Origin of the sequence: Chloracidobacterium sp. (assembly GCA_016715795.1) — a bacterium.
In the GTDB taxonomy this organism is placed as follows: Bacteria; Acidobacteriota; Blastocatellia; order Pyrinomonadales; family Pyrinomonadaceae; genus OLB17.
In genome coordinates this window covers 244,876-270,636 of sequence record JADJXP010000002.1, presented here as the reverse complement: position 1 = coordinate 270,636, position 25,761 = coordinate 244,876, and the positions used below count along the sequence as shown (strand labels likewise).

Genomic DNA, 25,761 nt, shown 5'->3' with positions numbered 1-25,761 from the left:
TCAAGAGGAATGAAATTTTACGACACAGTTCTCGACCTGATCGGCGGCACGCCGCTGGTGCGGATCAATCACCTGACAAAACAGCACAAGGTAAAGGCACAGGTGCTTGCGAAAATGGAGAGCCTTAATCCGGGCTACTCGGTAAAGGACCGCATCGGCATCTCGATGATCGACTGGGCCGAAAACGACGGCACACTCAAGAAGGGCGGCACGATCATCGAGGCCACGAGCGGCAACACCGGCATCGGCCTCGCCCTGGTCGCGGCGGTTCGCGGATACAAGTGCATCTTTGTGTTGACTGACAAGGTGTCGGTGGAAAAAGTGAGATACCTAAAGGCCATGGGCGCCGACGTCGTCGTCGTCCCGGCCGCCGCCAAGCCCGGCACGCCCGATCATTATCACGAGACCGCGGCCCGCATTCACAGAGAGACGCCGAACTCATTCTATCCCGACCAATACCAGCATCCGGCCAACCCGCAGGCCCACTATCGAACTACGGGCCCCGAGTTGTGGAACGATACAGACGGGAAAATAACGCACTTCGTCTCTGGCATCGGCACTGGCGGGACTATCAGCGGAACGGGCCGTTTTCTAAAAGAACAGAACCCCAAGATCAAGATCATCGGTGCCGATCCTTATGGCTCGATATTCAAAAATTACAAGGAATCGGGCCGCGTGCCCGAGGCGACGCCCTATCTCGTTGAAGGCATCGGCCAGAGCTTGCCGGTCGGCAATGCCGACATGAGCGTGATCGACGAGGTCATAAATGTGACCGACCGTGATTCGTTCGAATGTGCCCGGCTGCTCGGCCGGCGCGAGGGCATTTTCTGCGGCGGTTCGACGGGCACGAACTTCTGGGCCGCGCTGAAGGTCGCAAAAGACCTCGACGAAAGCGGCCTCGTCGTCTTTATCGTCTGCGACACCGGGGAGCATTACCTGACCAAATTCCATTCCGACGAATGGATGAAGGAAAAACTGCTCCTCGAACCGCAGCGCATCACCGCCGGCCTGATCGCAGAGACAAAGAATGGCGCATCACCAACGGGCGTGATATTCGTCGGGCCCGACGCCACGGTCGCTGAGGCCCTTGAAGTGATGAACTCAAACGGTGTTACGCAGCTGCCGGTCATCGACGGCCACACCGCGGTCGGCAGCCTCCGTGAAAGCGGCCTGTTGACAAAACTGCTGGCCAACCGCGACCTCATGGACGCGAAAATCAGCGACGTGATGGACAAGAGCTTCCCGGTCGTTGAGGTGGACACGCCGCTGAATGAGATAAAATCAAAGCTCCAGCGGCATCCGGCGGTGCTGATCGAGGATTTCAAACGCATCACCGGCATCATCACGCGTTCGGATGTGCTTGATATCGAGACGTAATTTCGTTTAACCTTTCGCGACTGTTTTATGAGCGACGAGGCCAAAAAGACAGGCAATGACGGCGAATGGCAGATGCCGGAGCCCGTTTTCCGCTCAACGGAGGGATACACGCCGAAGAAGGTTCCATCGGTTGAAGAAGCCCTTGCTTCGGAACCGGACGCGGACGAACTCCCGACGGAAACGCCCGACAAGCCCGACGAGACCATTCAAACCGTCAGGCCGAAAGAAAAGACCCGCGTCCGCCACCAGAAAAAGAAAAAACGCGGCTGCCTCAAATCGCTCGCAGTAACGATCCTTGTTCTGGTTGCTTCAGTCGTCCTGATCGTCGCGACGATCATCTACTTCATCTTCTATTCCGGCCCGCGCGGGCCATTCTAGTTCTGAGTTCAAGCTTTAGCTTGCCTCTGACGAACGCACCAACAAGCTAAAGCTTGAACTCAGAACGAATTACGGATGCGTCATATCCTCGGCCTTGACCAACCGGTCAAAATCCTCACCTGACAATAGCTCCAATTCCACCGCCGATTCCTTGAGGGAGATGCCCTTCTTGTGCGCATTCTTCGCGATCTTTGCGGCGTTGTCGTAGCCGATGTGCTGGTTGAGGGCCGTGACGAGCATCAGCGAGTTTCGCAGGTAATGGTCGATGTTTTCGCGCCTCAACTCGATGCCGGCAATGCAGTAATCGACGAAACCGTGACACGCATCGTGGATGAGCCGCACCGAGTGCAGATAGTTGTGGATCATCACGGGCTTGAAAACATTGAGCTCAAAATTGCCCTGCGAGCCCGCAAAACCGATCGCGGCATCGTTGCCAAACACCTGAACGGCCACCATCGTCATCGCCTCGCTCTGCGTCGGGTTGACCTTGCCCGGCATGATCGACGAGCCGGGTTCATTCTCGGGCAGCGTGATCTCGCCGATGCCGCAGCGTGGGCCCGATGCGAGCCATCGGATGTCATTGGCTATCTTCATCAAGCTGGCCGCGAGCGTTTTTATGGCTCCTGACGCAAATACGACCTCGTCATGCGCAGACAATGCCGCGAACTTGTCCGGATGTGCCTTGAACGGCAACCCGGTCAATTCAGCGATCTTTGCAGCCGCTCTATCGGCGAACTCGGGATGCGAATTCAGCCCCGTCCCGACAGCAGTTCCGCCGATCGCCAGTTCAAGCAGGCCCGGCATCACCATGCTGAGGCGTTCGATATCGCGTTCGACGAGCGCGGCCCAGCCGCCGAATTCCTGGCCGACGGTCACCGGCGTCGCATCCTGCAGATGCGTGCGGCCGATCTTGACGACATCATTGTATTCCTCGGCCTTCGCTCGAATAGCGTCGGCGACCTTTTGCACTTCAGGGATCAGGGCGTGTGTTCGCTCGGCTGCGGCGATATACATCGCGGTCGGGAACGTGTCGTTCGACGACTGCGATTTGTTTACGTCGTCGTTGGGGTGAACCGGCGTTTTCGAGCCCATCTCGCCGCCCGCGATCTCGATCGCGCGGTTCGAGATGACCTCGTTGGCGTTCATGTTCGTCTGCGTGCCCGAACCTGTCTGCCAAACGCGCAGCGGGAAATGCCCGTCGAGCTTGCCTTCGATCACCTCGTCCGCGGCCTGCGAGATGAGGTTTGTCGTCTCATCATCGAGCTTTCCAAGATCGCGATTTACAATGGCCGCGGCCTTCTTCAGGATGCCGAGGGCGCGAATAACCTCACGCGGCATCACGTCAAAACCGATGTTGAAATGCTTCAGCGACCGCTGCGTCTGTGCTCCCCAATATGCCCAAACCGGCACATCGATCTCGCCCATCGAATCGGTCTCGATCCGCGTCTTTGCTGCTTTCTCCGTTGCTTCTGCCATGGTAATAGACCTGCCGTCTGAAAAGTAGATTCTAATTGATGCCGCGTTCGCGGCAAAGCATACCAAGATGACCGAGGTCATGTTCTCATCGGCACATTCGGTTATTATTGAGGTATGAAGCTAAGGATCAATGGCAATTCATTGCGGTTGCGGTTAACGCGAAGCGAAGTAGAGCAGTTTGCATCGACAGGCAGCTACGAAAATTCGATCGGCCTCGCAGGCGGACGGCTTGTCTATAAGCTGAAGAAGGACGCCGCTGCAGCATCACCATCAGCCGTGTTCTCTGACGGCATGATCACGGTCAGCGTGCCGCCATCCGCAGCGGACCAGTGGGCCGGCAGCGACGACGTCGGCATTGAGGCTGACGCCGAAGGGACAAAGATCGCTATCGAAAAAGACTTTGCCTGCCTCACTCCGCGGCCTGATGAAGATACGCCAGATCATTATCCGCATCCGGCGGCCGGCACCGCCTGCTGAGCGCCTACGCGGACCGAGATCGTTCGCTATTGCTTTTTCGCTTGCGTCGCGACCCGACGCTGCATGAACTGCGAAGTCAGGTCGGATAGCCGAGTTTCGGCAGTATTACCAGCTGAAGCAGCAGCCAGAATCCAACGAGGCCGATCACCCATAGAAGGTCGTACATCATGGTTGGCCACCCATCGGTAAACCGGCCGCCTTCCACGCCTCGGTGCCGCCCTTTACAACTATCGCCTGTTTGAAGCCCGCATCGACGAGCATCTTCGCCGCTTGCGAAGAGCGGTTGTCGGTCCGGCAAATGAGGTACACAGGCTCATTCGCCTCCAGCATATCGAGGTTAGCGGCCAATTGATCGAGGGGAATGTTGCGCGTTCGATCCGCGTGGCCGGCTGCGTATTCTTCAGGCGTTCGAACGTCGATGAACTGAGAATAGGCAGCCGATGTTGCCGGCAATGCAGCCTGGGGCGATACCTCTGTAACACCCGGAGCACTGACGATCTCGGGCGAGTCTGTTGTCTTAGTCGGGGCCGACCGGCAGGCCCACGTGAGAGCCAGCAGCGAGATTAGGAAAACTATAATTACTCTCATCAATAAAGATCCACTGCTCCTCAGCTAACCTGGAAATTGCGCATCATTCCCATATCCTCGTGCTCCAGATTGTGGCAATGATAGACGAACTTGCCCGTAAAGTCCTCGAACCTGAGCAGCAAGCGAACACGTTCACCCGGCATAAGCATGAACGTGTCCTTCCATCCGGAATCCACAAATCCATACCTAACGCTTTCGTAGTTCGTCGCCCCCGATGGATTCATCTGACGGTCGATTATCTGGAACTGCACGAGATGAATGTGCATCGGATGGGCCATCTGCACCGTCCCCGACTGGTTTGGGATGTCCCATACCTCAAGCGTATTCAGCGCCACATTCTCATTCGCCGCGACCTCATTCATCTCAAACATCCCGCCGTTAAGCATGAACATGCCCGGATGGAACGTGATTGGAAATGTTCTCGGATCTGCGGCATTGACGGCGTCCTTGAGACGGTAGCGGGTGATCGCGGACAGCGTCGGCGGCAGCACGAAGTTGTCCGCGACGCGACGCCGGACGCGAAACGACATTATTGGAAAGGCTGCACCATTCGGCAGCGCGGCTCCGCCGTTTCCCATATTTCCCATCGGTGAGAATGCCTGGCTGACCAGTCGACGGTTTCGCCGGAGTGGAAAGTTTCTGAAATCTGCGATGACCTCATATCTTTCCCCGGGCGAGAGGATAAGATAGGGCCGCTCGACCGGCGCTTCGAGCAGGCCGCCGTCAGATGCGATCACTGTCATCGGCGTTCCGTCGCTCCAGGCAAGTTTGTAGAAACGCGAATTTGACCCGTTAAGAAAACGAAGCCGGTACGCTCGGCTCGCCACATCTACCGAACGAGCCATGTTTCCATTTGCAAGTACGCGATCGCCAAGAAACCCGACCATCGTTATCGGCTGATACACAAACTGATTGTCCTGGGCAAAGAGGCGGTCCTGCAGCACGATCGGTATTTCGGCCTCGCCCGACGGCAGCCCGAGAGCCTGTTCTTCGTCATCGGTGACGATAAAGAGCCCGGCTAGGCCGCGATAGACCTGGACGGCGGTGCGCATGTCAGGATGCGGGTGATACCAGTACGTGCCTGCCCGGTTCATCACGGTGAACTCATAGACGTAACTCGCTCCGGGCTCGACCGTGAACCGCGGATGTGCGTCCATCTCCTCCGGCACATGCAGCCCGTGCCAATGCATCAGCGTCATCTCGGGCAGGTAGTTAGTAAAGTTGATCCTGATCCTCTGCCCGCGATGCACACGGATCGTTGGCCCGAGAAAAGAGCCTGGGATCGGCTGCAGATTCTGTGGTGTTCCCTGCACGACCTCGCCCTCATATCTCCAGACCGATGTGGGAGTCCCCGGCAGCAGGCTTACGGTGGATACAACCGCACGAAGATTGATGATGACATCCGGCACCACGGCCGTTCGCCCCGCCAGCGAGCCAAAGGTCGGTCGACCGCTGAACAACGCCGCACCTGCCGCACCAGTCAACTTAACAAAATCGCGTCTCTTCATATTATGGGCCACTACTATGCCGGTTTCGTGCTGGCGCACGCGACCGCGTTCACCTCGGTTTCGAGCCCGGCCTCTATCCATGCTGCCGTTCCGCCCGTGACGTTAGAGACCTTCTTGAAACCGGCATTTTCCAGAATACCGCAGCCGATCGACGATCGGTAGCCGCCCTGGCAAATCACGTAACTCGGCACTGCAGGATCAAGTTGATCGATCTCTGAGGCAAGTTTGTCGAGCGGAATATTTCGCGACCGATGTGCATGCCCCGCGTCGTGCTCCGCGGGACGGCGAACATCGACAAACTGCAGATACTTCTCCGTCTTCGTCAGTTCTGCGACCTCGTCAACCGCGACCTGCTCGACCACTTTTCTCTCGCCGGTGTAGTCGCTGATAAATTGATATCCGCCGACCGCTTCATGTCCAACGCGGGCCAGTCGCATGACAGCCTCATCGACCTGATCCGCACCATTGGCAACGATCGCGATCCGCGTGCCGATCGGTATCAGAGTGCCCGCCCACGAGGCAAACTGCCCGCCAAGACCGATATTGATCGAATTCGGAACGTGCCCTGCTCCGTATTCAGTATTCGTTCGGACATCGATAACTACACCGTCAAAAGCACGCAGTTCGTCCGCCGACAACGCCTTCGGCTTTGCGATCTCATCGAGCGGGACAGCTCCCTCGAGGTTCTTTGCCGCACTTCGGGGAAAATACATCGGCACTTCAGGTTGATCGGCCGACACGAGCTTGACGAACTCGTCCTTCGTCATTGGCTGCAATGCGTAATTTGTTCGCCGCTGCTCGCCCAAAGTTGACCAAGTATCTTTCGACATGTTCTTGCCGCACAAGCTTCCCGCCCCGTGCGCCGGATAAACTTCCGAATTGTCGGGCAGCAGCAAAATTTTTTCATGCAGCGAGTCGTAAAGCATCCCGGCCATCTGCTCGGCCGTAAATCCTTTAGATCCAACGAGATCAGGGCGTCCGACGTCACCAATAAACAACGTATCGCCGGTGAACACCTTCGGAGCGCCGACACTCTTGTCGGCATCGCTGCTTACGGCGAGAACGTTTTCGTGCTCCGCACTCCCTTCTTCGGCAATGATCGTGATTCCCTCAGGCGTGTGGCCCGGCGTTTCGAGGAACCTTAGCTTCACGCTGCCAACCCACAACTCGTCGCCATCCTTGACCTTAAGCGTAGGAAACTGTGTATTAGCTCGTTGCCCATACACGATCTCCGCCCCCGTCCGTGCGGCCAGCTCGATATGTCCACTGACAAAATCCGCGTGGCTGTGCGTCTCGATCACATATTTGATCTTCTGTCCGTGGCCCTCAGCCTCGGCGATGTATTGTTCGACATCCCGCTGAGGATCGATCACCGCCGCCTCACCCTCGGAGCCGACGTAATACGAGGCATGTGAAAGACATCCCAGATAGAATTGTTTGAACTGCATAAATTACCTCTGGCGGCGATATCTGGCGACAAACCTCGGCGGCTCATCCTCATTCTCAGGCGGCATTTCAACGAGATCAACCTCAACAAGTCCGTTTTCACTGAACCGGGAAAGGTCTCGCCGTGAGCACGGCCACGGCACAGTATCAGGTTCCTCATCATCGCCCCGGCCGCGAGTGACAACGACCAATTCGCCGCCATCAGCGACAAATGCCGCTATCGCATCGATCACCTGCGGCCGCATCTCGAGCGGGAGCGGCTGTATAGTGTAGATCTCCAATACGAAATCAAAAGCCCCGAGCCAATCGCCGAACGGATGGAAAAGGTCGGCGGCCTCAAACTGAATATCCGCCTCTCCGTAAAGTTTCTTTGCCCATTCGATCGCCGTCGGCGAGAGGTCGAAAGCGGTGACCTTAAATCCAAGATCGTGCAGATATTTCGCATCGTCGCCGAGCCCGCATCCAACAACGAGTGCTCTCCGGCCATTGCCCTTTAAGCCATTGGCCTGGGCCCACTGCCGAAAGTAGCTGTTCGGCTCGAGGTCTGCCCACGGTATGACCTCGTTGTCGCCCGCGGCCTCCCTGTAGAGCGCGTCAAACCAGCCCATTACATCGCCACGGGCCGCAAACTCCTCTTGCAGTTCGCGAACGCGTTCGCGTCGTTTTTCAAGGTCTGAATTCATGCTACTACTAGTTTACCCAAACCACGGCCGCCAAACTAGCACCCTGTCAGCGGAAGACCTATAATGGATAGTTCGCAATTTGACTTTATTTATTGAGGTTTATCGCTTTGGCAGAACAATTTGACATCACTATCATCGGCTCGGGGCCGGGTGGCTATGTGGCCGCGGTTCGCGCAGGACAACTCGGGCTAAAAGTCGCTCTGATCGAGAAAGAAAAAGACGCGCGGCTCGGCGGCACGTGCGGCCTTCGCGGATGTATACCGACAAAGGCGTTGCTTAACGCCGCCCATCTTTATCAAAAAGCCGGGCACTTTGAGCAGTTCGGGTTAAAGGTCGATAACCTGTCGTTCGATTTCCCGGCCGTCCAGAAATATAAATCTGACGTCGTCGCCAAAAACTCTGCCGGCGTGACCTATCTGATGAAAAAGAACAAGGTCACGGTCTTTAACGGCCACGGCAAGATCCTTGGCCCCGGCAAGGTCGAGGTCGCGCTCGCCGACGGAAAAAAGGAAACCGTTCAGTCAAAGAACATCATCATCGCCACCGGCTCGGTCGTGCGTCCCATTCCGGGCTTTGAGACGGACGGCAAAACGGTCGTCAATTCCGACCACATCCTCGAACTGCAAAAGGTCCCAAAATCGTTGATCGTGATGGGTTCGGGCGCGGTCGGCTCGGAATTCGCGAGCGTTTACAGCCGCTTCGGCTGCGACACGACGCTGGTCGAGCTGCTCGATCGCATCGTTCCCCTCGAAGATGCCGATTGTTCAAAAGAGCTCGCTCGGGCCTTCAAAAAACAAGGAATTAAGGTCGAGACCGGCCTCAAGCTCGACAAGCTCGAAAAGACAAAGTCGGGCGTGAAGGTCTCAGGCAAGAACGCCAAAGGCGACACCGTCGCGCTCGAAGCCGAGATGCTCCTTGTTGCCGTCGGCCGCATGGCGTATCTCGAAGGCCTCGGCCTCGAAAAGACCAAGGTCAAGGTCAGCGAGAAAGGCACCGTCGAGGTCAACGAATACTGCGAGACCGCCGAGCCGGGCATCTACGCGATCGGCGACGTGATCCCGACGGCGCAGCTTGCCCACCTCGCCTCAAAAGAAGGTATTCTTGTTGTCGAAAAGATCGCCGGCAAAAAGGTCGAACCGATCAAGCACAACCTCGTCCCGAACTGCACCTACTGCGACCCGGAGGTCGCAAGCGTCGGCCTGACCGAAGAAAAAGCAAAGGCCGCCGGCTACGACGTCAAAGTGGGCAAGTTTCCGTTCTCGGCATCGGGCAAGGCACGCATCCTCGGCGAGACTGACGGCTTCGTTAAGATAGTCGCCGAAAGGAAATACGACGAGGTCCTCGGCGTCCACATCATCGGCCCGCACGCGACTGAACTCCTCGCCGAAGCCTGCGTCGGCATGGCCCTCGAAACCACCGCCGACGAACTCGGCCGCATAATCCACGCCCACCCGACCGTGAGCGAATCCGTCATGGAAGCCGCCGAAGGGGTCCACGACCTGACGATACATATGTGAGGCTCCTCGGTTTTAGAGGATATCAACCGCAGATGACACGGATAACGCCGATAAGAATGATCATATCCTTTCATTTATCGACCTTATCTGTGTCATCTGCGGCCAAACTGACGTTAGCCATGAAAACCCTTGCCCTTGTGGTCCTCACCGTCTGCGTTCAGTCGGCCGGTGCGCAGTGGATCAAACAGAACGTGGATACGACCGCAAGTCTTCGCGGGTTGGCGGTCGTGAATGAAAAGGTCGTCTGGGCGAGCGGCACGGGCGGGACGGTGATCCGCACCATCGACGGCGGCAAGACATGGAAGGTAATGACCGTTCCGGGAGCAAAGCAGTTTGACTTCCGCGATGTCGAGGCTTTCAACGCCACTACAGCGTATGTGCTCGCCATCGGAGAAGGTCAGAAATCAAGGATCTTTAAGACGGTCGACGGTGGCGACACCTGGAACCAGCAGTTCGTAAATATGAACATCCTGGCCTTTTATGACGCTCTCGCCTGCTGGGATGAGAACAACTGCATCGCGATGTCCGACCCCGTCCACGGACACTTCCTGCTCACAGGCACAGGCGACGGCGGTGAAACCTGGAAACAGATCGACACCGCAAACATGCCGGCGGCCACAATGAGCGAATCTGCCTTTGCCGCAAGCGGCACATGCCTGATCGCGCACGGCAAGGACGGCCTGTTCCTCGTGACCGGCGGCGGTAATTCGCGCGTGTTTCGATCAGATGATCGCGGGCGCACTTGGACGGTTGTGGCGACTCCGCTCGTCAAGGGCCGCCCTGGCACGGGCATATTTTCCATTGCAATGTCCGACGCGAAAACAGGAGTGATCGTTGGCGGCGATTACGAAAAACCGACCGAAACAGCCGGCTCACTGGCCTTCACCAGCGATGCAGGCAAAACATGGAAAGCCGGAAATGGCCTTTCCGGATACCGATCCGCGGTCGCATTCGTCGATCGAAAAACGATGATCGCGGTCGGCACCAACGGCTCAGATATCTCACGTAGCAGTGGAAAAATGTGGCAACCGCTCGGAACTGAAGATCTAAACGCCGTCCAGTCGCGCGGTTCCACGGCGACATGGGCCGTAGGGCCAAAGGGCTTGGTCGTAAGGCTCAAATGAGTTGGGCCTGGTACGACATCATCGGCACGGCCGGTGTTGCGGTCATTATCGTTGCGTATTTCCTGCTCCAGACGGGCCGGCTGCGGAGTGAGCAGCTTGCGTATTCGGTAATGAACGGCGTCGGAGCGTTGCTGATCCTCATCTCGCTCTACTACGCATTTAACTTCCCGTCGCTTGTAGTAGAATTCTTCTGGCTGTTGATCAGTTTGTACGGCATCGGCGGGTCGTTTAGCCGCAAAAAGGCGCAAAAGGCACAAGAATAGAATCCAGCTTTTTGCGGATTTTGCGCCTTTTCGCGGCCATTCCTATGAGTTTCACGACCGTTCCATTCAAGGCCGAGAGCGAGCACGGCATTACCCATGCGCACGGCATGGCAAAGTTCTCGAGCGCCGGGATCGTGCTGGAATTCGAGGCAAAGATACTCGGGCTGCTCTCGCAGGGCATCAAGGAGATCCGGCTGCCGATACTCGAGCTGCTCGACGTTAATTTCAAGAAAGGCCTGTGGCGTCGCAGCTCAAAGATAGTCATCCGCCTCAGGTCGATCACAAAACTGGCCGGCCTGCCAAACAGCAGCGGCAAGATCATCCTAAAGATCGCTAAAGACGATTTCGAACGCGCCAGCGACGCCGTCGAGCGGCTCCAGAAAGAAATGGCCGAGCAGCCTGTAATTCAGGCGGCTCCGCCAAGGTCGCTATTCGACAACACCGAGGACGACACGCAGGAGTTGCGGGATGAATAGTATCTCACCCGCCCACGTCCAGCGGGTGGCATTCATCGCGGTGCTCTCGTTCCTCTTCTTCCTGGCGATGATGCTTGCCTACTACCTGCGCGGTTCGCTCCTCTATTTCCTGCTCGCGACCGCATTTTTGGTCGTGTATACCTTCACGATGATCTCGTTCGTCCGGCTGCGGAAAGGCCGGGGCCGACCACCTAAACTCTTGACAAATCGTTCATATTGTGATACGCTGTTTCAATGTCGCAACCCGCCAAAACGACTGCTCTCCGATGTGCCGAAAGGCCTGAGGCAGATTTTTTTCAAAAATCGACAGGACAGCGGCAAAAACGGGCGTAAGTGTTGAAAACACAGCGGTTATTTGTCCCGCTCGGTAGTGGGACAGCAGCGGGACAGTGACAACCGTGAAAACGGAGGATGTCGACGAATTTCGTTGCTTGAAAGATCATGTTATTTTTTTTCAAAAACCGGCAAAGCAGCCGCAAAAATAGGCGTAAGTTATTGAGATCACAGCCACTTATTTGTCCCGAAGGGCAGCGGGACAGGGCGGGACACGCGATTCGAGCCGGAGACCGTAAATGTTGCTAACATTGATGTTATGCAAAACACGAAATATTAATGGTTCCAACGCGCCAGGGGACATCTCTTCAGTCGAGACGCACCGGTCAACGGCGGGCTGACTTAACCCGGGTTTTTCTGTATTCTGTTTATTTATGAGCGTTGATGTCGTAATGCCCCAGATGGGCGAATCGATAACCGAGGGCACGGTCTCAAAATGGCTGAAACAGGTTGGCGACCGCGTCGAAAAGGACGAGGCGGTTCTTGAGATATCGACCGACAAGGTCGATGCCGAGGTGCCGAGCCCCGGCGCGGGCGTCCTGCTCGCGATAAACACACCCGAAGGCGAAACGGTCGAGGTCGGAACGGTCGTGGCGGTGATCGGCGAGGAGAACGAAACCGCCGCCGCGGCACCGCCTCGTGAGCAGGCTTTCGAGGCAGCCACAACCGCTCGGGAGATGACAGGTCAGGAAGGTGGGCTTGCCCCCGCTCAGCCTGAACAGGCGTCGACGCAGAGTTCTGATTCAACGTCAGCGGGGGCAAGCCCGTCTTCCGGACTGCAAGTATCAAACGCGACTGAGGTCATAATGCCCCAGATGGGCGAGTCCATCACCGAGGGCACCGTCTCGAAATGGCTCAAGAAGGTCGGCGATGACATTGCAAAGGACGAAGCATTGCTCGAGATATCGACCGACAAGGTCGATGCCGAGGTGCCAAGCCCGGCAAGCGGCAAGCTGCTCGCAATAACGGTCAACGAAGGCGAAACCGTCGAGGTCGGAGCTGTCTTAGCTTTGGTTGGCGCCGAAAGCTCTTCAGCAAAGCCGGCTCAACCTAAGCAAAATGAAGGTCAGGAAGGCGAGCTTGCCCCCGCCCAAGCTAATTCAGCTTCAAGTGAGGTTCAGGCCCCGACCGCCCCACCTCTTCAGGCCAAGGCCGTCGCTGCCACGGCCGGTAACGGCAATGCGACGGTCGATGAACTGCGCCGCCAAAAATCGAGCCCGCTGGTGCGCAAGATTGCGGCCGAGCATGGCATCGACATCACGCGGATCCCCGGCAGCGGCATCAGCGGCCGCGTTACAAAGCACGACATTCTTAGCTTTATCGAAACCGGTGCCGCCCTGCGGCCTCAGGACCTGCTTGTGAAAGGAGCGGCGACGGCTCCGGCAATCTCAGCAGTTCCGGCCGCGACGCCTGCAGCGACATTCACGATGCCGTCGCCTGCAACGTCCATGGAAGACCGCGTCGAGAAGATGTCGGTGATGCGCAAAAAGATCGCCGAGCACATGACGTTCTCGAAGCAGACGTCGGCCCATGTGACTAGCGTTTACGAGATCGACATGACGAATGTCGCGAAATTCCGCACGGCAAATCAGGCTGGTTTTCAAGCCAGGTTTGGGACGAAGCTTACGTTCATGCCCTTCATCTTCCAGGCAGTGACGGCGGCGATACGCGAACATCGTATAGTCAATTCGCAGGTCGATGGCGAGAACATTGTCTACAAGGGCGATATCAATCTCGGCATGGCAGTCGCCCTCGACTGGGGCCTGATCGTGCCGGTCATCAAGAATGCCGAGACAATGTCGCTCTCCGAGATCGCCGTCAAGGCCAATGACCTCGCCGACCGGGCGCGAGGCAAGAAGCTGAATCCCGACGAGGTGCAGGGCGGAACGTTTACGATCACGAATCCGGGCGTTTTCGGCGGCCTCTTTGGAACGCCGATCATCAATCAGCCGCAGGTCGCGATCCTCTGCGTCGGAACGATCGAAAAGCGGCCAAAGGTGATGACCTCACCCGACGGTGACGATTACATCGCGATCAGACAGATGGCATATTTTGCTCTGACCTATGACCATCGCGTGGTTGACGGTGCAGACGCAGAGAAATTCCTGGCGTATCTTAAGAAATATCTTGAGAATGCACCGTTCGCAGTTTGAGGAATATTACCTGTTCTCGAGGCGCTTCGGATGGAGTATAGTTAAAGTATTGGCCTCGCCGCTCCTGCGGTTTTTGACCTTTTGCACTGCAACCCGCGCCGATGATTTCACGTCAAACTCGTCGGTTGGTCCCTAAGCCTAAAATTACTTTTCCTCGAGGAGTTGATTATGTACAAAAAGATTTTGGTTCTCTTGCTGGCCCTCGCCTTTTCCGGTCTAAGCCTGTTCGCCCAGGACACGCAGCTTAGAACGGCCGTTGCGGGCCAGAAGTACAAGATAAAGGGCAACATCATCTCGAAAGAGAATGACACAACGTTCATTGTCCGCGATTCGACGAATGTCGATACGCGAGTCGTGATCGCACCTAACGCGAGCATTAAGAGCAAAAGCTTCTGGGGTGGCGATAGGTATCCGGTGACATCGCTCGTTCGCGGCGCCACGATCGAGACCGAGGGCGTCGGTGACAGCAGCGGAAGCGTCTCGGTAAGCAAAGTGCGGTTTGATAAAGATTCGCTTGAGACCGCACGAGCGATCGATGCCCGTACCTCGCCAATCGAGGACCGAGCTACCGCAATGGAGCAGAATCAGCAGCGGCTTTCGGGCCAGATCGACGAACTGATGGCGATCTCCAACGCCGCGAAGGGCGGAGCAAAAGCCGCACAAGACACGGCCGATGCCGCGGTTGCGGGCGTAAATGCGACGAACAAGCGGATCACGGACCTTGACGATTACGTTGTGCAATCGACCACAACTGTTAACTTTAGGGTCAACAGCGCGGTCCTGTCGAGTGACGCCAAAGCGTCGCTGGATCAGATGGCAGCTACCGCAATGACCATGAAAGGCTATGCCGTAGAGGTGACCGGTTTTGCGTCGGCCGAGGGCAGCACTGCAAAGAACAAGGCCCTCAGCCAGCGGCGTGCTCAGGCCGTTAAGGACTATTTGATCGAGACGCACAATGTGCCGCTCCGCCGATTTGTTGAATCCTATGGCTTTGGCGAACTTCAGGCCGTCGCCGACAATACGACGCGCGAGGGCCGCGAGCAAAATCGCCGCGTCGAGGTCAAGCTGCTCGTCAGTCGCGGCATCAACACCAACGTCGAAGTAAAGGCACAGCCAAACGAATAGTTATCGGTTAATTGTTGGGGCATTAGATGAGCGGGAACGATCTCACACTCGCTTCTGAAAATGCCCTTTACTTTTGTAAGATCAACGTGCTAAAGAGCTTCAGAAACCTCGTGCTCATCCCGACACTCTTTGGCGTGGTGGCGATGGCCGCGCCTGCTCAAACCCCGACACCGAAGCCAACACCGGACGATGACGTGATCAAGGTCTCATCGCGACTGGTCGTGGTCCCGGTTTCCGTCACAGATGACAACGGCGATCCGGTGGTCGGGCTTACGGCGACAGATTTCCGCGTCTCGGAGGAAGGCCGCCGACAATCGGTCGAGAGTGTCGGAAGCGCCGACGTGGTGCCGCTTGAGATCGCCCTGCTTTTTGACATATCGGCCAGTACGGACGCGATGTTTCGTTTTGAACAAGAGACGGCAGCCAGGTTTCTGCGCGATGTGATGAGACCGACCGACCGAGCTACGGTCTTTACGGTCGGCGAACGCGGCGTGCTTGTTCAATCGCGAGATACGTCCGAACGGTCGATCGCCAGCATTAGGGCCATCATGCCGACAAAGGAGCAGACGGCCTTTTATGACGCCGTCCGTTTTGCCGCCGAACACCTGAGGCGAAATGCCCCCGAAGGCGTTCGCAAGGTAATGGTGATCATCTCCGACGGCGAAGACACCAACAGCGAAGGCGTGATCCGGGCCATCTGGAACGCCGAGCGGAAAATAACCGACGACATTCAGGGCGAGAAGCTGAGGGACCTGCGCGTAAAGGCACGTGACGGAGCAAAGCTAATCGAGCAGGCACGAGTCGTCAGAAGCCTGCAAGATGCCGACGCCGTCTTCTATTCGATCAATCCGGCCGGCAGTTCCTTTCGATTGAACAAAATGAGCGTATTTGGCCAGCAGAACATGGAACGGTTTGCGAAAGAAACGGGCGGCTCAGCATTCCTTCCGAGCTTCCTGCCGATCGATACAAAAGATGGCTATCTCAACGAAAATAATTCGCGAAAGAATCAGGACCTGCTTGATCGCATCTTTCGCCAGCTAGCAAACGAGCTGAGGGCTCAGTACCTCATCCAGTATTATTCGGAGGCTGAATTTCCGGCGAATCGCTTTGTCAAGGTCGATATCGATGTGCCCGGCCGCGCCGGATCGCGCGTCAGGTCGCGCGAGGGATATTTTGTTAAGAACTAGCCGTCTTTCCGGCCCGCGGCATCGAGCTCCATTGCACGCAGCTTTCCGGCCTCGAATTTCGTTTTGGGCGTCGTATCCTGCGGAAGTGCGACGTTGCCCTGAATCGCGTTCGTATTCCTGACCTTGCCCTTGACCTCGGTGTTTGTGTTCTTGGGCGGCATCGCTATGGCGCCCATCAGCCGTTCGGGCGTCGGCGTCGGGAACGGAAATTTCAGATCGCCGATCGTCGGCTTGCTCTTTGAAAACAGCGAAACGAATAAGACGCCGGTGAATAGAGCCGTTATCAGCGACGCGATCGCCGTCGCGTACAGTCGGGTCCGCTGCTTGACCTTTGCCCATCCGACCGGACAATCGGCCGTGATAACGCTGCCGTCGGATCTACGGTAAAAGCGGACGCACAGCCGTCCTTCGTGGTTCGTAACGAGTCGCTCCGCCTCGTCTCGGGTCATCCCTGAGAGGTTGTAGACGGTAAGCTTACATTCGCCACAGAAACGCTTCCGATCGTCGCCATACATCTCGTTCCAGTCCGCCGCGCACGGGCTGGCGATATTGATTTTGTCCAAGGGACTGCTAAATTTCGTCATAATCACTCCGACCTTCTCAAGATTCAGCAATTCGCTGATGTTGAGGGAACGAAGCAGCAAGTCTTTACTTGCACGCTTTATGACGGATCATGACGCCGATATCTGTGCGTGATCGGCCGGCGGCGGCCGACGCCGATGGCGTTCTTTGAGATGATGAGCGTGGGCGGCAGTTGTTGGCGTTTGAACTCGTTCGCAGGGTGCTCGACCTTGTTGAGAATCCCGTAAACGAGATCGGCGTCGTTACCGGCGGCGATGATCTCGGCGGGCGATGCTTTCTGTTCGAAATACATCTTGAGCACAGGGTCCATTGCTTCGTAGGCCGGAAGGCTGTCCTGGTCGAATTGGTTTGGGGCGAGTTCGGCGGACGGCTTTTTGTCGATGATCTTGTTTGGGATGATCTCGCGGCCCGCCCTTTCGTTCATGTGCCGGGCGATCTGCCAGACCTCGGTTTTTAGCACGTCGCCGAGCACGGCGAGGCCGCCGTTCGTGTCGCCGTAGAGCGTGCAATAGCCGACGGCCAGCTCGCTCTTATTGCCCGTCGATAACAGCAACCGCCCCTCCGCGTTTGAGATCGCCATCAGGATCACACCGCGTAGCCGTGACTGCATATTCTCGGCGGCAAGCGATTCGCCGCCTTTCGTAGGCTTGTGCAGATTCGTCTGGTTTAGCAGCACCTCGAACGCATCCGAGATCGGCTCAATCCGGCCGTCGCAGCCAAGATTGCGAACTAGTTCCTCACTGTCTTTGATGCTACCCTCGGACGAAAACGGTGACGGCATCATCACACACAGCAGATTTTCGGGCCCTATGGCCTCCGCCGCAAGAGCCGCAACGAGGGCCGAATCGATGCCGCCCGAAAGGCCCAGCACGGCCTTCTTGAACCCGTTCTTTGTCGCATAATCGCGTATTCCCAGCACCAATGCCCGATGGATCGAATCGATCTCGCCGCCCGTAATGCCGCGGGCGTCGGGCTTGCGGCAGTCGAGTTCGACGGTCTCGACAAACTCATCGAAAGCTGCCGCCTGCAGGATGATGTCGCCCTCTTCGTCGGCGATCAGGCTGGCACCGTCGAAGATAATGCCGTCATTGCCGCCGACGAGATTTACAAACACGATCGGCTTTTTCTGCAGCTTTGCCCGATGCGCGACCATATCGCAGCGGAGCTTGATCTTGCCTTTATTATAGGGCGAAGCATTCACCGATATGATCACGTCAGCTCCCATCGCAATGACCTCATCGGTTGGGTCGTGTTCGTATAAACGCTCGCGCCAAAACGTCTTGTCGTTCCAAAAGTCTTCGCAGACGACCACGCCCAGCTTGACACCATTCACCTCGAAAATGCGTCGATGATCGCCGGGCTCGAAGTATCTCGGATCGTCAAAGACGTCATATTCGGGCAGCAGCGATTTGTCGGCATAGCCGAGCAGCTTGCCGTTCGAAATGACAGCGGCGGCGTTGTACAGCCTGCGGCCATCGCTGTCCTCATTACGACGGACCGTGCCGACAACCGCGGTTATTCCAGTGGTCGTTGGAATGATGCTCTCGAGCGGTTCGCCGACGTGTTCGATGATATCCGCGTCCTGAAACCAGTCCTGCGACGTGTAGCCGTGAGTGCAGACCTCAGGAAAGACGACGAGATCAGAGCCGTCAGCCTTGGCTTTTTCGATGGCTTGAGTGATCTTAGATGTGTTGCCCGCGAGGTCGCCGTTGGTGGTGTTTATCTGGGCGATCGTTACTCTCATCCGATGAATGCTCAGGTGGCCTGTTCCTCCGGCTTGGGTGCTTTCTTGACCATCGTCAGCCGGTTGCCGCGGTCGTTGTAAACCACTTCATCCATGATGTTGTAAATGAACAGGACACCGCGGCCGCTGGTCTTGAAGAGATTCTCCGGATCGAGCGGATCAGGTATCGCGTTTACATCAAACCCTTCGCCTTCATCCTCAATAGTGAATCTGGCTTCGTCTCGCGATACATCGGCCGAAATTCGAACAAGCTTGGCGGTGTCAAACTTGTTCCCATGCTTGACCGCATTAACAAAAGCCTCATCAAGGGCAACAAAGAGATTCGACTGTTCGGGCTTGCAGACACCGAGCTTTTCGACACGCTTCATCAGGTATTCGAGCACGATATGCATCAGCGAGATCACGCTTGGCAATTCAAAAACGATATGTTCGTGCAGGTCATGGACCAGTTCGGCCCGATCAACATGACGGATCTTATAATCGAGTATGGTTGCCACCATCGCCTGTAGCTCTTCCTCGTCAAGCGGATCACGAAAATTTCCGGCACCGAGCTTAAAGGCCTTGATATGTTCACCGTCTTGTGCGGGGCCGGCCAGGCAAAATCCGGACGCGTCGCTTACACATGTCGGATCACCCGGCCGCAGATCGAGATCGGTGATGACGAGATCGAACGGATCGAAGCTGCCGATCGCCATCGCCTCGTTACGATCATGGACGATCCGGACAGCGTGGCCTGTGTGGACAAAAACCTCCTCGAGCCCCGTTGCAAGGTCATCATGATCGTCGATGATCAGTATTTGTCGCTGCATAGAAGCGGCGGGCAGATGAATCCCGAACTAACGAGCCATCTACCACCGTTGTTGCAAATAATAACCCATCGCCGCCAGCTCCTCTAGCCGTCAACAGCCTCAGTTGACACCGATGTCGTATGAGTCGCCGCGAAATCCGCCGCGAGCAGAACGTAGCTGATCCAGATCAAGTCTGCCAACAGCAGGTGGCCGAGCTGCATAAGGATCGGGGCAAGCATCAACAAGGTTGCCGAACCGAATGCTATCTGCACCAGGACAAGTATCGCTAGGATGTTCGACCATCGCTTGACCTTTTCGCTGCCTGATTCCTTGGCCAGCCAACCCGTCAGAAAGATCAGGAAGACGCTGGTCAGGATCGCGGTGATCGGATGCAGAAGCCTTAGCCGGACCAAATAATTTGACGCAGGCGAAAAATCGCTCCCAATGCCCTCCGACAGCGTTCCCGACGGAAAGACCATATGTGCGAGCGCCGCTATCGAACCCGTAATGCCGACGAGGAATATGGCCGCTATGCCGATGGCGATCGCCACTTTGTACTTGGCAGCCACACGGGACCGCATTCGCCGCCCGCCTGCTTGCCAGGCCGTCACAGTCAGGAAAGCAAGCAGAATGAATGTGTTTATCAAATGGCCCGCCATCCAAAACGGACGTGCAGCCGTCAGGTTCTCTGCCGTGTTGCCCGTCAGGACGAGGCCTGCTCCAACCAAAGCCTCGGTGACGACGAATATGAACGAAAGCACTGCCGTCTTGCGTATCGGATCTCCCTTTTCAAACTTGCGGTAGGCCCAGAGGAGCAGGGCAAGCACCGAAACAAACGCCAGAAAACTGGTGATCCGGTGCGAGTATTCAATAACCGTCTTTAGCTCAGGTGCCGACGGGATCACCTCGCCCTGGCACGTCAGCCAGTGCTGGCCGCAGCCGTCGCCCGATTTTGACGCCCGCAGGAACACGCCCCACAGGATAACGACAAGGTTCCACACGAGCGTGAAGATCGCGTATTTGGCAAAGCCGTCGAGCTTTCTATTGCTGTCCATTTTGCTTAGAATAGCACTTTCGTTCGGCTGACATAATGAACCGAATTCTTGCTGCGCTCTCGATCATTGTCGCCGTCAGCATCGGCGTGTATGCCGGCCGGCCGTATGTTGTCGTTCTCGGTGTCGGACAAGACGCAGGCGTTCCTCAGATGGGCTGTGACTCGCCGTTTTGCCGTAGGGCATGGGCCGATACCACGCTTCGTCAAACCGTCTCGTCGGTCGCCGTCGTCGATCCGGATACCAAGAGTCGCTGGATATTCGACGCGACGCCCGATCTGCCGGAACAGTTCGAATTTCTCAAAGGGCTCACACGCGACCGTTCGAACCGAATTGACGGCATCTTTATCACTCACGCACACATAGGCCATTACACTGGCCTGATGTACCTCGGCCGCGAATCGATGAATACGGCCGGAGTCAATGTCTTCACGATGCCCCGAATGAAGCAGATGCTCGAGGCGAATGCCCCGTGGTCGCAGCTCAACGCCATTGACAACATTACCCTGCAGCCGCTGGCCGACAACATCCCCGTCAAGCTCACCGACTCGCTCTCTGTCACGCCGTTCCTCGTTCCGCATCGCGACGAGTTCTCTGAAACGGTCGGGTATCGCATCAGGACGGCACACAAAACGCTTGTCTTTATCCCTGACATCGACAAATGGAACAAGTGGCAAACGCCGCTCGCTGACCTTGTCCGCTCGGCGGACTATTTGCTGCTTGACGGCACGTTCTACGCCGAAGGCGAGATAGCTCGGCCCATGAGCGAGGTGCCGCATCCATTTGTCACCGAGACGATGCAGTTGCTCAAGGCTCTGCCGCGACGCGAAAGGAACAAGGTCCATTTTATTCACTTCAACCATAGCAATCCGCTGGTGCAGGGTGAGCGCAAACGGCTCGCCGAGGTTCGCCGCCTCGGCTTTCGCGTTGCCAGACTAGGCCTGAGGTTCCGGTTGTGACCGTCAAGGAACGGATCGACACGCTGCTCGTAAAACGCGGCCTCGCCGAGAGTCGCACTCGAGCGCAGGCCATGGTGATGGCAGGCGTGGTGATCGCAGACGATAAACGCGTCGAAAAACCGTCAGATAAATTTTCTTCCAACGCAACCATACGGCTCAAAGGCACGTCTACAGAAACAAGATACGTCGGCCGCGGGGGCCTGAAGCTTGAGGCGGCCCTGCGGCATTTTGGTATCGAGGTTGCCGGACTTGACTGCATTGACATCGGAGCATCGACCGGCGGTTTTACCGATTGCCTGCTGCAGCACGGTGCCAAAAGCGTCGTTTGCATTGACAGCGGCACTAACCAGCTCGATTGGCGGCTGAGAGATGATCCGCGTGTCGAGGTTCGCGAGCGGACCAATGCCCGGCATCTGACACCGAACGAGTTCGACCGCACGTTTGACGTTGCCGTGATGGACCTGTCGTTCATTTCGGTGAAGAAGGTCATACCGGCGATCATTACGCTGTTGGCCGACAAGGGATTTATCGTCGTTCTAATCAAACCGCAGTTCGAGGTTGGCAAGGGCGAGGTCGGTAAGGGCGGCATCGTCCGTGAGGCCGAAAAACATGAGCGTGTCGTTTCAGACATAAATGACTTTGCCGCCGGGCTCGGGCTCAGGGTTCGCGGCTTTATCGATTCGCCTATACTTGGGGCCGAAGGAAACAAGGAATTTCTCGCTCTATATGCAAAGTGAAGCTTCCAATACCGTCGCTGACGAGAACCAGACCTTCGTCGAGGGCCTCGATTTCTACTTCGAGAACGGCATGATGGTGTTGACCCGGCGTTACCTTCTAAATCGAGGCTTCTGCTGCGACAATAAGTGCCGTCATTGCCCCTTCCGCGACGCCGAGTCGCCGCTAGAGTAGGAATACATCCATCTCGCTCTGCTCCTCTCGCTCTGCCGGCCTATCCGGCAGATCCTCTTCAAGCTCGCCCCACGCATGATCCGATTCCGGAACGGCTATATTCGCCTCCTCATATATCTCCGTCGCACTTGCCGATTTTTGAGGCCGGTTTGCGACCGCTTCGCGGACGGCTGTTTTCCGCGCCGCCGTCTTGCCGGTCAACTGAGCGACAACGACCGCAAGCATCTGACACGCCGCAGTGTCGCCACTCGAATTGATGCCGTAATAGATCTGTCTGCCCTTCCGTTGGGCGGCCACAACCCCACAATTACGCAGGTACGCAAGATGCCGTGATACTTTCGGCTGGCTTTCGCCGGTCAGGTCAACAAGCAGGCCCACCGGGACGGGGCCGGGAGCCATCAGCGATAGAAGGCGCAGCCGCGTTCTGTCGCCGAGTGCCAGAAAGAGTGTTTCGAGCTGCGTCATGTCAGATGCCATTGCCTGTTACCTCCATGTTCGCTTAGATATTACGTTAGCCATATATCTTAAGTCAATTGAATACTCTGTTGCGTTTCGCTCTCATTTGCTATTACGATTACACATCTATGAGCAAAGCGTCGCTGTTTACCAAGGCCGTTCATGCCGGCGATGACCGGACGAGCCATTTCGGGGCGTTGTCTGTTCCGATCTATCCCGCCTCCGTGTATGCATTTGCCGACGCCGACGAGGGCGCGGCCATTCACAATGAGGAGAAAGACGGCTACTACTACGGCCGCCTCGGCAATCCGACACAGCGTGCCCTCGAATCCGCCGTCCGCGACCTCGAGAACGGCGAGGCGGCACTGACACTCGCATCGGGAATGGCGGCCGTTTCCGCCGCCGTGTTTACGGCCTGCCGTGCCGGCGACCACATCGTCGCGCCTCAGTCGATGTACTCGACGGCTACCAATTTCCTACAGAATATCAAAGAGCGATTTGGCATCGAGACAACGTTTGTCGATGCGACCGATGCCGAGAATTATCGAGCGGCGATCCGGCCCAACACGAGACTCTTCTGGATCGAGACGCCGAGCAATCCGCTCGTGCTGATCACCGATATCGAGGCAGTCACCGGAATCGCAAAGGACGACGGCATCAAGACCGTCGCCGACAACACCTTTGCCACGCCGTTCAACCAGCGGCCGCTCGAGCTTGGCGTTGACGCCGTCATCCACAGCGCCACCAAGTATCTCGGCGGCCACAGCGACCTCACGGCCGGCGTAATCGTCGGGTCCGCCGAATTCGTCGAGGCGGCGCGGCATGGTGCCAACAAGCTCTATGGCGGCAACATTGCACCGCAGGTCGCATGGCTCGTGCTGCGCGGCATCAAGACGCTAGCCCTTAGGATGGAACGCCACAACTCTAACGCATACGCAATAGCGAATATGTTAGGCGATCACCCCAAGGTTGAGGCCGTCTTTTATCCCGGACTCGCATCGCACGCAAATCACGATGTCGCAAGCCGACAGATGCCGGGCGGCTACGGCGGCATGATCGGATTCGATCTCGGCTCGGTCGCGGCCGGAAAGGCTTTTGCAAACGCCGTCAGCCTCTGTACGCTGGCAACGTCGCTCGGCGGTGTCGAGACGATCGTGCAGCATTCGGCCTCGATGACGCACGCCTCACTCTCACCTGAGGGCCGCCTCAGGGCCGGCATTACGGACGGCCTGATACGCCTGTCGGTCGGCGTCGAGGACGTCAACGACTTGATCGCTGATATTACTCAAGCTCTCGATCAGGTTTAGTTTTCAAAGAACCAGCCAATTAGTAATTATCAAATTAGCAACTACAATTGGCGTCGCAGATACGCAGCTGCCGCCCATCTGCAATACAACATTTTCATAAAAGTGGGAGCGGTAACCGGCCGCTCCCGGCTTTTTCAAGTTCCCATCGATCTACCCTTCGTGCGGGTCGCTGCCCTTTGACTTGCTGAGCTGGGTCCCTGTGGCCGCAGACGGCAGCGGTAATCCGACAGCGTCGGCGCTAACGAGGGGCTCGTCGTCGTTTTCGTAACGCTCCGGTGATTCCGAAACGATCATCTTGCCGGCTTGCTTCATGAACGTCAGCGTATCCTTGCCCTTGTCAAAATCGACCACGACGTAATCGCCGGTCTCAACCTGCTCGGTCGCCACGAGGTTTGAGAGCGGATACACAAGGAATCGCTCGATCGCCCGCTTGAGGTGGCGTGCCCCGTATTTCAGGTCGATGCCCTCGCCTAACAAGAATTCCTTTGCCGCGTCCGTGCACTCAAAGATGAATTTCGTCCCGGCGGATTCCGTGATCCTCGCCTGCACCGAACCAAGCTCGATATCGAGTATCTGCCGCAGATGGTGTTCCTTCAGACTGCGAAAGACGACCACCTTGTCGATACGGTTCATGAACTCGGGCGAGAACTTTCGCTTTGCCGCCTCGAGGGCGGTGCGATAGATCTTTGTATCGATCTCGTTGTCCTCTTTCGTGGCGTCGGTCTTTGTCGGTGCAAAGCCGATGCCGCCCGAGATCATCTCTGACATTTCGCGGGCACCGAGATTGGACGTCATAATGACGACCGTTCGCGAAAAGTCCACCCGCCGATTGTCGCCCAGCGTGAGCGTCGCTTTGTCGAGAATTCCGAGCAGCAGCTGCCATAAGCTGTCGCTTGCCTTCTCGATCTCGTCGAACAGTACGAACGTCAGTTTGTTGTCGTCCGTGTGCGCCTTGTCGAGATTCTCCTGCGTCAGCATCGGCGACGTCTCGCGATGGCCGAGATATCCCGGCGGCGAGCCGATCAGCTTGGCGATCTCGTGAGAATGCTGGAATTCGGCACAATCGATCTTTACGACCGCAAAAGGATCCGAAAATAGCACCTCGCTTGCCGCCTCGACAACTCGCGTCTTACCCGAGCCGGTCGGCCCGAGAAAGAGCATCGTACCGATCGGCCGTGCCGGATTATTCATCCCGGCGAGATAGATCTGAAAGAGCCCGCTCATGCGGCGCACGGCGCGCTCCTGGCCGACGATCAACGCGGACAGCTTATCTTCAAACTCGGCCGCACGCGGGCTTTTTCGCTCGGGATCGAGCAACACGCCCTTCTCAGCAGCCTGCTCCTTCTTCTTAGCCGATTCCTGTTTCATCTCTTTCCTCACTTCGGGCACCTATGCCCTCAGCATCAAGAACGCTGTTTTGATCCAAACTTGCCGCGACGGCCAAACAGCAGTGCCGTCCGTCAGCAATGATGATTTCAAAATATGTATCGTTGGCTGGACTTTTAGTGTGAAAGGTTACAAGCCCAAGGAACGCCCCGAGTATGAAGGCCCGCGGCAATTCCTTATGTAACACACATTTACGTCGCTGCGCAACAGATTTTCAAATAAATTTTCAAATATCCGTGGAACCGCCAAACCATTGATCGTATTGGCGATGCCGAGTTGACAGTGTCAGCGAGCTCAATCTACACTCCACGTGCGCCTCTGTAGCTCAGTGGATAGAGCGTCGAGTTTCGCAAACTGAAGGTCGTGGGTTCGAGTCCCACCGGGGGCGCCTTTGTCATACAATTCGCTTGACACAAGCAAGTTTCTTCAACTATATTGTCATTGCGAAACTTGGCGCGTTCACCGAG

The 25,761-nt window shown here is 56.7% G+C and carries 26 protein-coding genes and 1 tRNA gene; 16 read left to right on the top strand and 11 right to left on the bottom strand.

Annotation, left to right across the window (positions count from 1 at the left end; translation table 11 throughout):
* The first annotated feature begins 9 nt into the window (after nucleotides 1–9).
* Nucleotides 10–1,377 carry a pyridoxal-phosphate dependent enzyme gene (locus IPM59_06250; protein MBK9215187.1) on the top strand — a complete coding sequence of 456 codons (1,368 nt, stop codon included), beginning with the start codon at nucleotides 10–12 and terminating at the stop codon, nucleotides 1,375–1,377.
* A 27-nt stretch (nucleotides 1,378–1,404) separates the two neighbouring features.
* A complete protein-coding gene (locus IPM59_06245) occupies nucleotides 1,405–1,755 on the top strand; it encodes a hypothetical protein (GenBank protein ID MBK9215186.1) in 351 nt (116 codons plus the stop codon).
* A 69-nt stretch (nucleotides 1,756–1,824) separates the two neighbouring features.
* On the opposite strand, the gene fumC is transcribed toward IPM59_06245, so the two are convergent.
* Nucleotides 1,825–3,231, bottom strand: coding sequence for a class II fumarate hydratase (gene fumC, locus IPM59_06240; GenBank protein ID MBK9215185.1), 1,407 nt, complete (start codon nucleotides 3,229–3,231; stop codon nucleotides 1,825–1,827).
* 114 nt (nucleotides 3,232–3,345) lie between these two features.
* Between fumC and IPM59_06235 the strand changes: the two genes are divergently transcribed.
* Nucleotides 3,346–3,708, top strand: coding sequence for a hypothetical protein (locus IPM59_06235; GenBank protein ID MBK9215184.1), 363 nt, complete (start codon nucleotides 3,346–3,348; stop codon nucleotides 3,706–3,708).
* 165 nt (nucleotides 3,709–3,873) lie between these two features.
* Here the strand turns inward: IPM59_06235 and IPM59_06230 are convergent, their stop codons facing one another.
* From IPM59_06230 to IPM59_06215, 4 genes are read right to left on the bottom strand one after another with little or no spacing between them, the layout of a single operon-like run.
* Nucleotides 3,874–4,296 carry a rhodanese-like domain-containing protein gene (locus IPM59_06230; protein ID MBK9215183.1) on the bottom strand — a complete coding sequence of 141 codons (423 nt, stop codon included), beginning with the start codon at nucleotides 4,294–4,296 and terminating at the stop codon, nucleotides 3,874–3,876.
* A gap of 20 nt (nucleotides 4,297–4,316) precedes the next feature.
* Entirely contained in the window at nucleotides 4,317–5,804 is a 1,488-nt protein-coding gene (locus tag IPM59_06225; protein ID MBK9215182.1) for a multicopper oxidase domain-containing protein, read from the bottom strand.
* Between the two features lie 14 nt (nucleotides 5,805–5,818).
* The gene (locus IPM59_06220; GenBank protein MBK9215181.1) at nucleotides 5,819–7,252 is read right to left on the bottom strand and encodes an MBL fold metallo-hydrolase; all 1,434 of its coding nucleotides are present in this window, start codon (nucleotides 7,250–7,252) and stop codon (nucleotides 5,819–5,821) included.
* Between the two features lie 3 nt (nucleotides 7,253–7,255).
* Nucleotides 7,256–7,933: a class I SAM-dependent methyltransferase gene (locus IPM59_06215; protein ID MBK9215180.1), complete on the bottom strand. Its 678-nt coding sequence runs from the start codon at nucleotides 7,931–7,933 to the stop codon at nucleotides 7,256–7,258.
* Nucleotides 7,934–8,040: 107 nt separating this feature from the next.
* Between IPM59_06215 and lpdA the strand changes: the two genes are divergently transcribed.
* From lpdA to IPM59_06175, 8 genes are all read left to right on the top strand, one after another.
* Nucleotides 8,041–9,450 carry a dihydrolipoyl dehydrogenase gene (gene lpdA / locus IPM59_06210; protein MBK9215179.1) on the top strand — a complete coding sequence of 470 codons (1,410 nt, stop codon included), beginning with the start codon at nucleotides 8,041–8,043 and terminating at the stop codon, nucleotides 9,448–9,450.
* A 119-nt stretch (nucleotides 9,451–9,569) separates the two neighbouring features.
* Nucleotides 9,570–10,574, top strand: coding sequence for a glycosyl hydrolase (locus IPM59_06205; GenBank protein MBK9215178.1), 1,005 nt, complete (start codon nucleotides 9,570–9,572; stop codon nucleotides 10,572–10,574).
* Nucleotides 10,571–10,837 (top strand): hypothetical protein, encoded by a 267-nt coding sequence (locus tag IPM59_06200; GenBank protein MBK9215177.1) that lies wholly within the window; start codon nucleotides 10,571–10,573, stop codon nucleotides 10,835–10,837. The genes IPM59_06205 and IPM59_06200 overlap by 4 nt, the downstream gene beginning before the upstream one ends.
* 44 nt (nucleotides 10,838–10,881) lie before the next feature.
* A complete protein-coding gene (locus IPM59_06195) occupies nucleotides 10,882–11,313 on the top strand; it encodes a hypothetical protein (protein MBK9215176.1) in 432 nt (143 codons plus the stop codon).
* Nucleotides 11,306–11,653, top strand: coding sequence for a hypothetical protein (locus IPM59_06190; protein MBK9215175.1), 348 nt, complete (start codon nucleotides 11,306–11,308; stop codon nucleotides 11,651–11,653). Before IPM59_06195 ends, IPM59_06190 begins: the two co-directional genes overlap by 8 nt.
* A gap of 367 nt (nucleotides 11,654–12,020) precedes the next feature.
* Entirely contained in the window at nucleotides 12,021–13,799 is a 1,779-nt protein-coding gene (sucB, locus tag IPM59_06185) for a 2-oxoglutarate dehydrogenase, E2 component, dihydrolipoamide succinyltransferase (protein ID MBK9215174.1), read from the top strand.
* A 168-nt stretch (nucleotides 13,800–13,967) separates the two neighbouring features.
* Nucleotides 13,968–14,924, top strand: a complete 957-nt coding sequence (locus tag IPM59_06180; GenBank protein MBK9215173.1) for an OmpA family protein — start codon at nucleotides 13,968–13,970, stop codon at nucleotides 14,922–14,924.
* 26 nt (nucleotides 14,925–14,950) lie between these two features.
* A complete protein-coding gene (locus tag IPM59_06175; GenBank protein MBK9215172.1) occupies nucleotides 14,951–16,111 on the top strand; it encodes a VWA domain-containing protein in 1,161 nt (386 codons plus the stop codon).
* On the opposite strand, the gene IPM59_06170 is transcribed toward IPM59_06175, so the two are convergent.
* The 4 genes from IPM59_06170 to IPM59_06155 all read right to left on the bottom strand — a co-directional run bounded on the left by IPM59_06170 (nucleotide 16,108) and on the right by IPM59_06155 (nucleotide 20,280).
* The gene (locus tag IPM59_06170) at nucleotides 16,108–16,695 is read right to left on the bottom strand and encodes a hypothetical protein (GenBank protein MBK9215171.1); all 588 of its coding nucleotides are present in this window, start codon (nucleotides 16,693–16,695) and stop codon (nucleotides 16,108–16,110) included. The genes IPM59_06175 and IPM59_06170 overlap by 4 nt on opposite strands.
* 77 nt (nucleotides 16,696–16,772) lie before the next feature.
* The gene (locus tag IPM59_06165) at nucleotides 16,773–18,437 is read right to left on the bottom strand and encodes an NAD+ synthase (GenBank protein ID MBK9215170.1); all 1,665 of its coding nucleotides are present in this window, start codon (nucleotides 18,435–18,437) and stop codon (nucleotides 16,773–16,775) included.
* Between the two features lie 11 nt (nucleotides 18,438–18,448).
* Nucleotides 18,449–19,246: an ATP-binding protein gene (locus tag IPM59_06160; GenBank protein ID MBK9215169.1), complete on the bottom strand. Its 798-nt coding sequence runs from the start codon at nucleotides 19,244–19,246 to the stop codon at nucleotides 18,449–18,451.
* 83 nt (nucleotides 19,247–19,329) lie between these two features.
* Nucleotides 19,330–20,280 (bottom strand): COX15/CtaA family protein, encoded by a 951-nt coding sequence (locus tag IPM59_06155; GenBank protein MBK9215168.1) that lies wholly within the window; start codon nucleotides 20,278–20,280, stop codon nucleotides 19,330–19,332.
* Between the two features lie 35 nt (nucleotides 20,281–20,315).
* On the opposite strand from IPM59_06155, the gene IPM59_06150 reads away from it, so the two are divergent.
* Genes IPM59_06150 through IPM59_06140 form a run of 3 tightly spaced genes read left to right on the top strand, consistent with a single transcriptional unit; the run spans nucleotide 20,316 to nucleotide 22,145 of the window.
* Entirely contained in the window at nucleotides 20,316–21,236 is a 921-nt protein-coding gene (locus IPM59_06150) for an MBL fold metallo-hydrolase (protein ID MBK9215167.1), read from the top strand.
* Nucleotides 21,233–21,973: a TlyA family RNA methyltransferase gene (locus IPM59_06145; protein ID MBK9215166.1), complete on the top strand. Its 741-nt coding sequence runs from the start codon at nucleotides 21,233–21,235 to the stop codon at nucleotides 21,971–21,973. The genes IPM59_06150 and IPM59_06145 overlap by 4 nt, the downstream gene beginning before the upstream one ends.
* Nucleotides 21,963–22,145 carry a hypothetical protein gene (locus IPM59_06140; protein ID MBK9215165.1) on the top strand — a complete coding sequence of 61 codons (183 nt, stop codon included), beginning with the start codon at nucleotides 21,963–21,965 and terminating at the stop codon, nucleotides 22,143–22,145. Before IPM59_06145 ends, IPM59_06140 begins: the two co-directional genes overlap by 11 nt.
* On the opposite strand, the gene IPM59_06135 is transcribed toward IPM59_06140, so the two are convergent.
* Nucleotides 22,137–22,622: a winged helix-turn-helix transcriptional regulator gene (locus IPM59_06135; protein MBK9215164.1), complete on the bottom strand. Its 486-nt coding sequence runs from the start codon at nucleotides 22,620–22,622 to the stop codon at nucleotides 22,137–22,139. The two genes, IPM59_06140 and IPM59_06135, sit on opposite strands and share 9 nt — an antisense overlap.
* Before the next feature lie 107 nt (nucleotides 22,623–22,729).
* Between IPM59_06135 and IPM59_06130 the strand changes: the two genes are divergently transcribed.
* A complete protein-coding gene (locus IPM59_06130) occupies nucleotides 22,730–23,908 on the top strand; it encodes a PLP-dependent transferase (GenBank protein MBK9215163.1) in 1,179 nt (392 codons plus the stop codon).
* 150 nt (nucleotides 23,909–24,058) lie between these two features.
* Here IPM59_06130 and IPM59_06125 read toward each other — a convergent pair whose 3' ends face one another.
* Nucleotides 24,059–25,276 carry an ATP-dependent Clp protease ATP-binding subunit gene (locus IPM59_06125; protein ID MBK9215162.1) on the bottom strand — a complete coding sequence of 406 codons (1,218 nt, stop codon included), beginning with the start codon at nucleotides 25,274–25,276 and terminating at the stop codon, nucleotides 24,059–24,061.
* Nucleotides 25,277–25,608: 332 nt separating this feature from the next.
* On the opposite strand from IPM59_06125, the gene IPM59_06120 reads away from it, so the two are divergent.
* Nucleotides 25,609–25,682 (top strand) — tRNA-Ala (locus IPM59_06120).
* Nucleotides 25,683–25,761 lie beyond the last annotated feature (79 nt).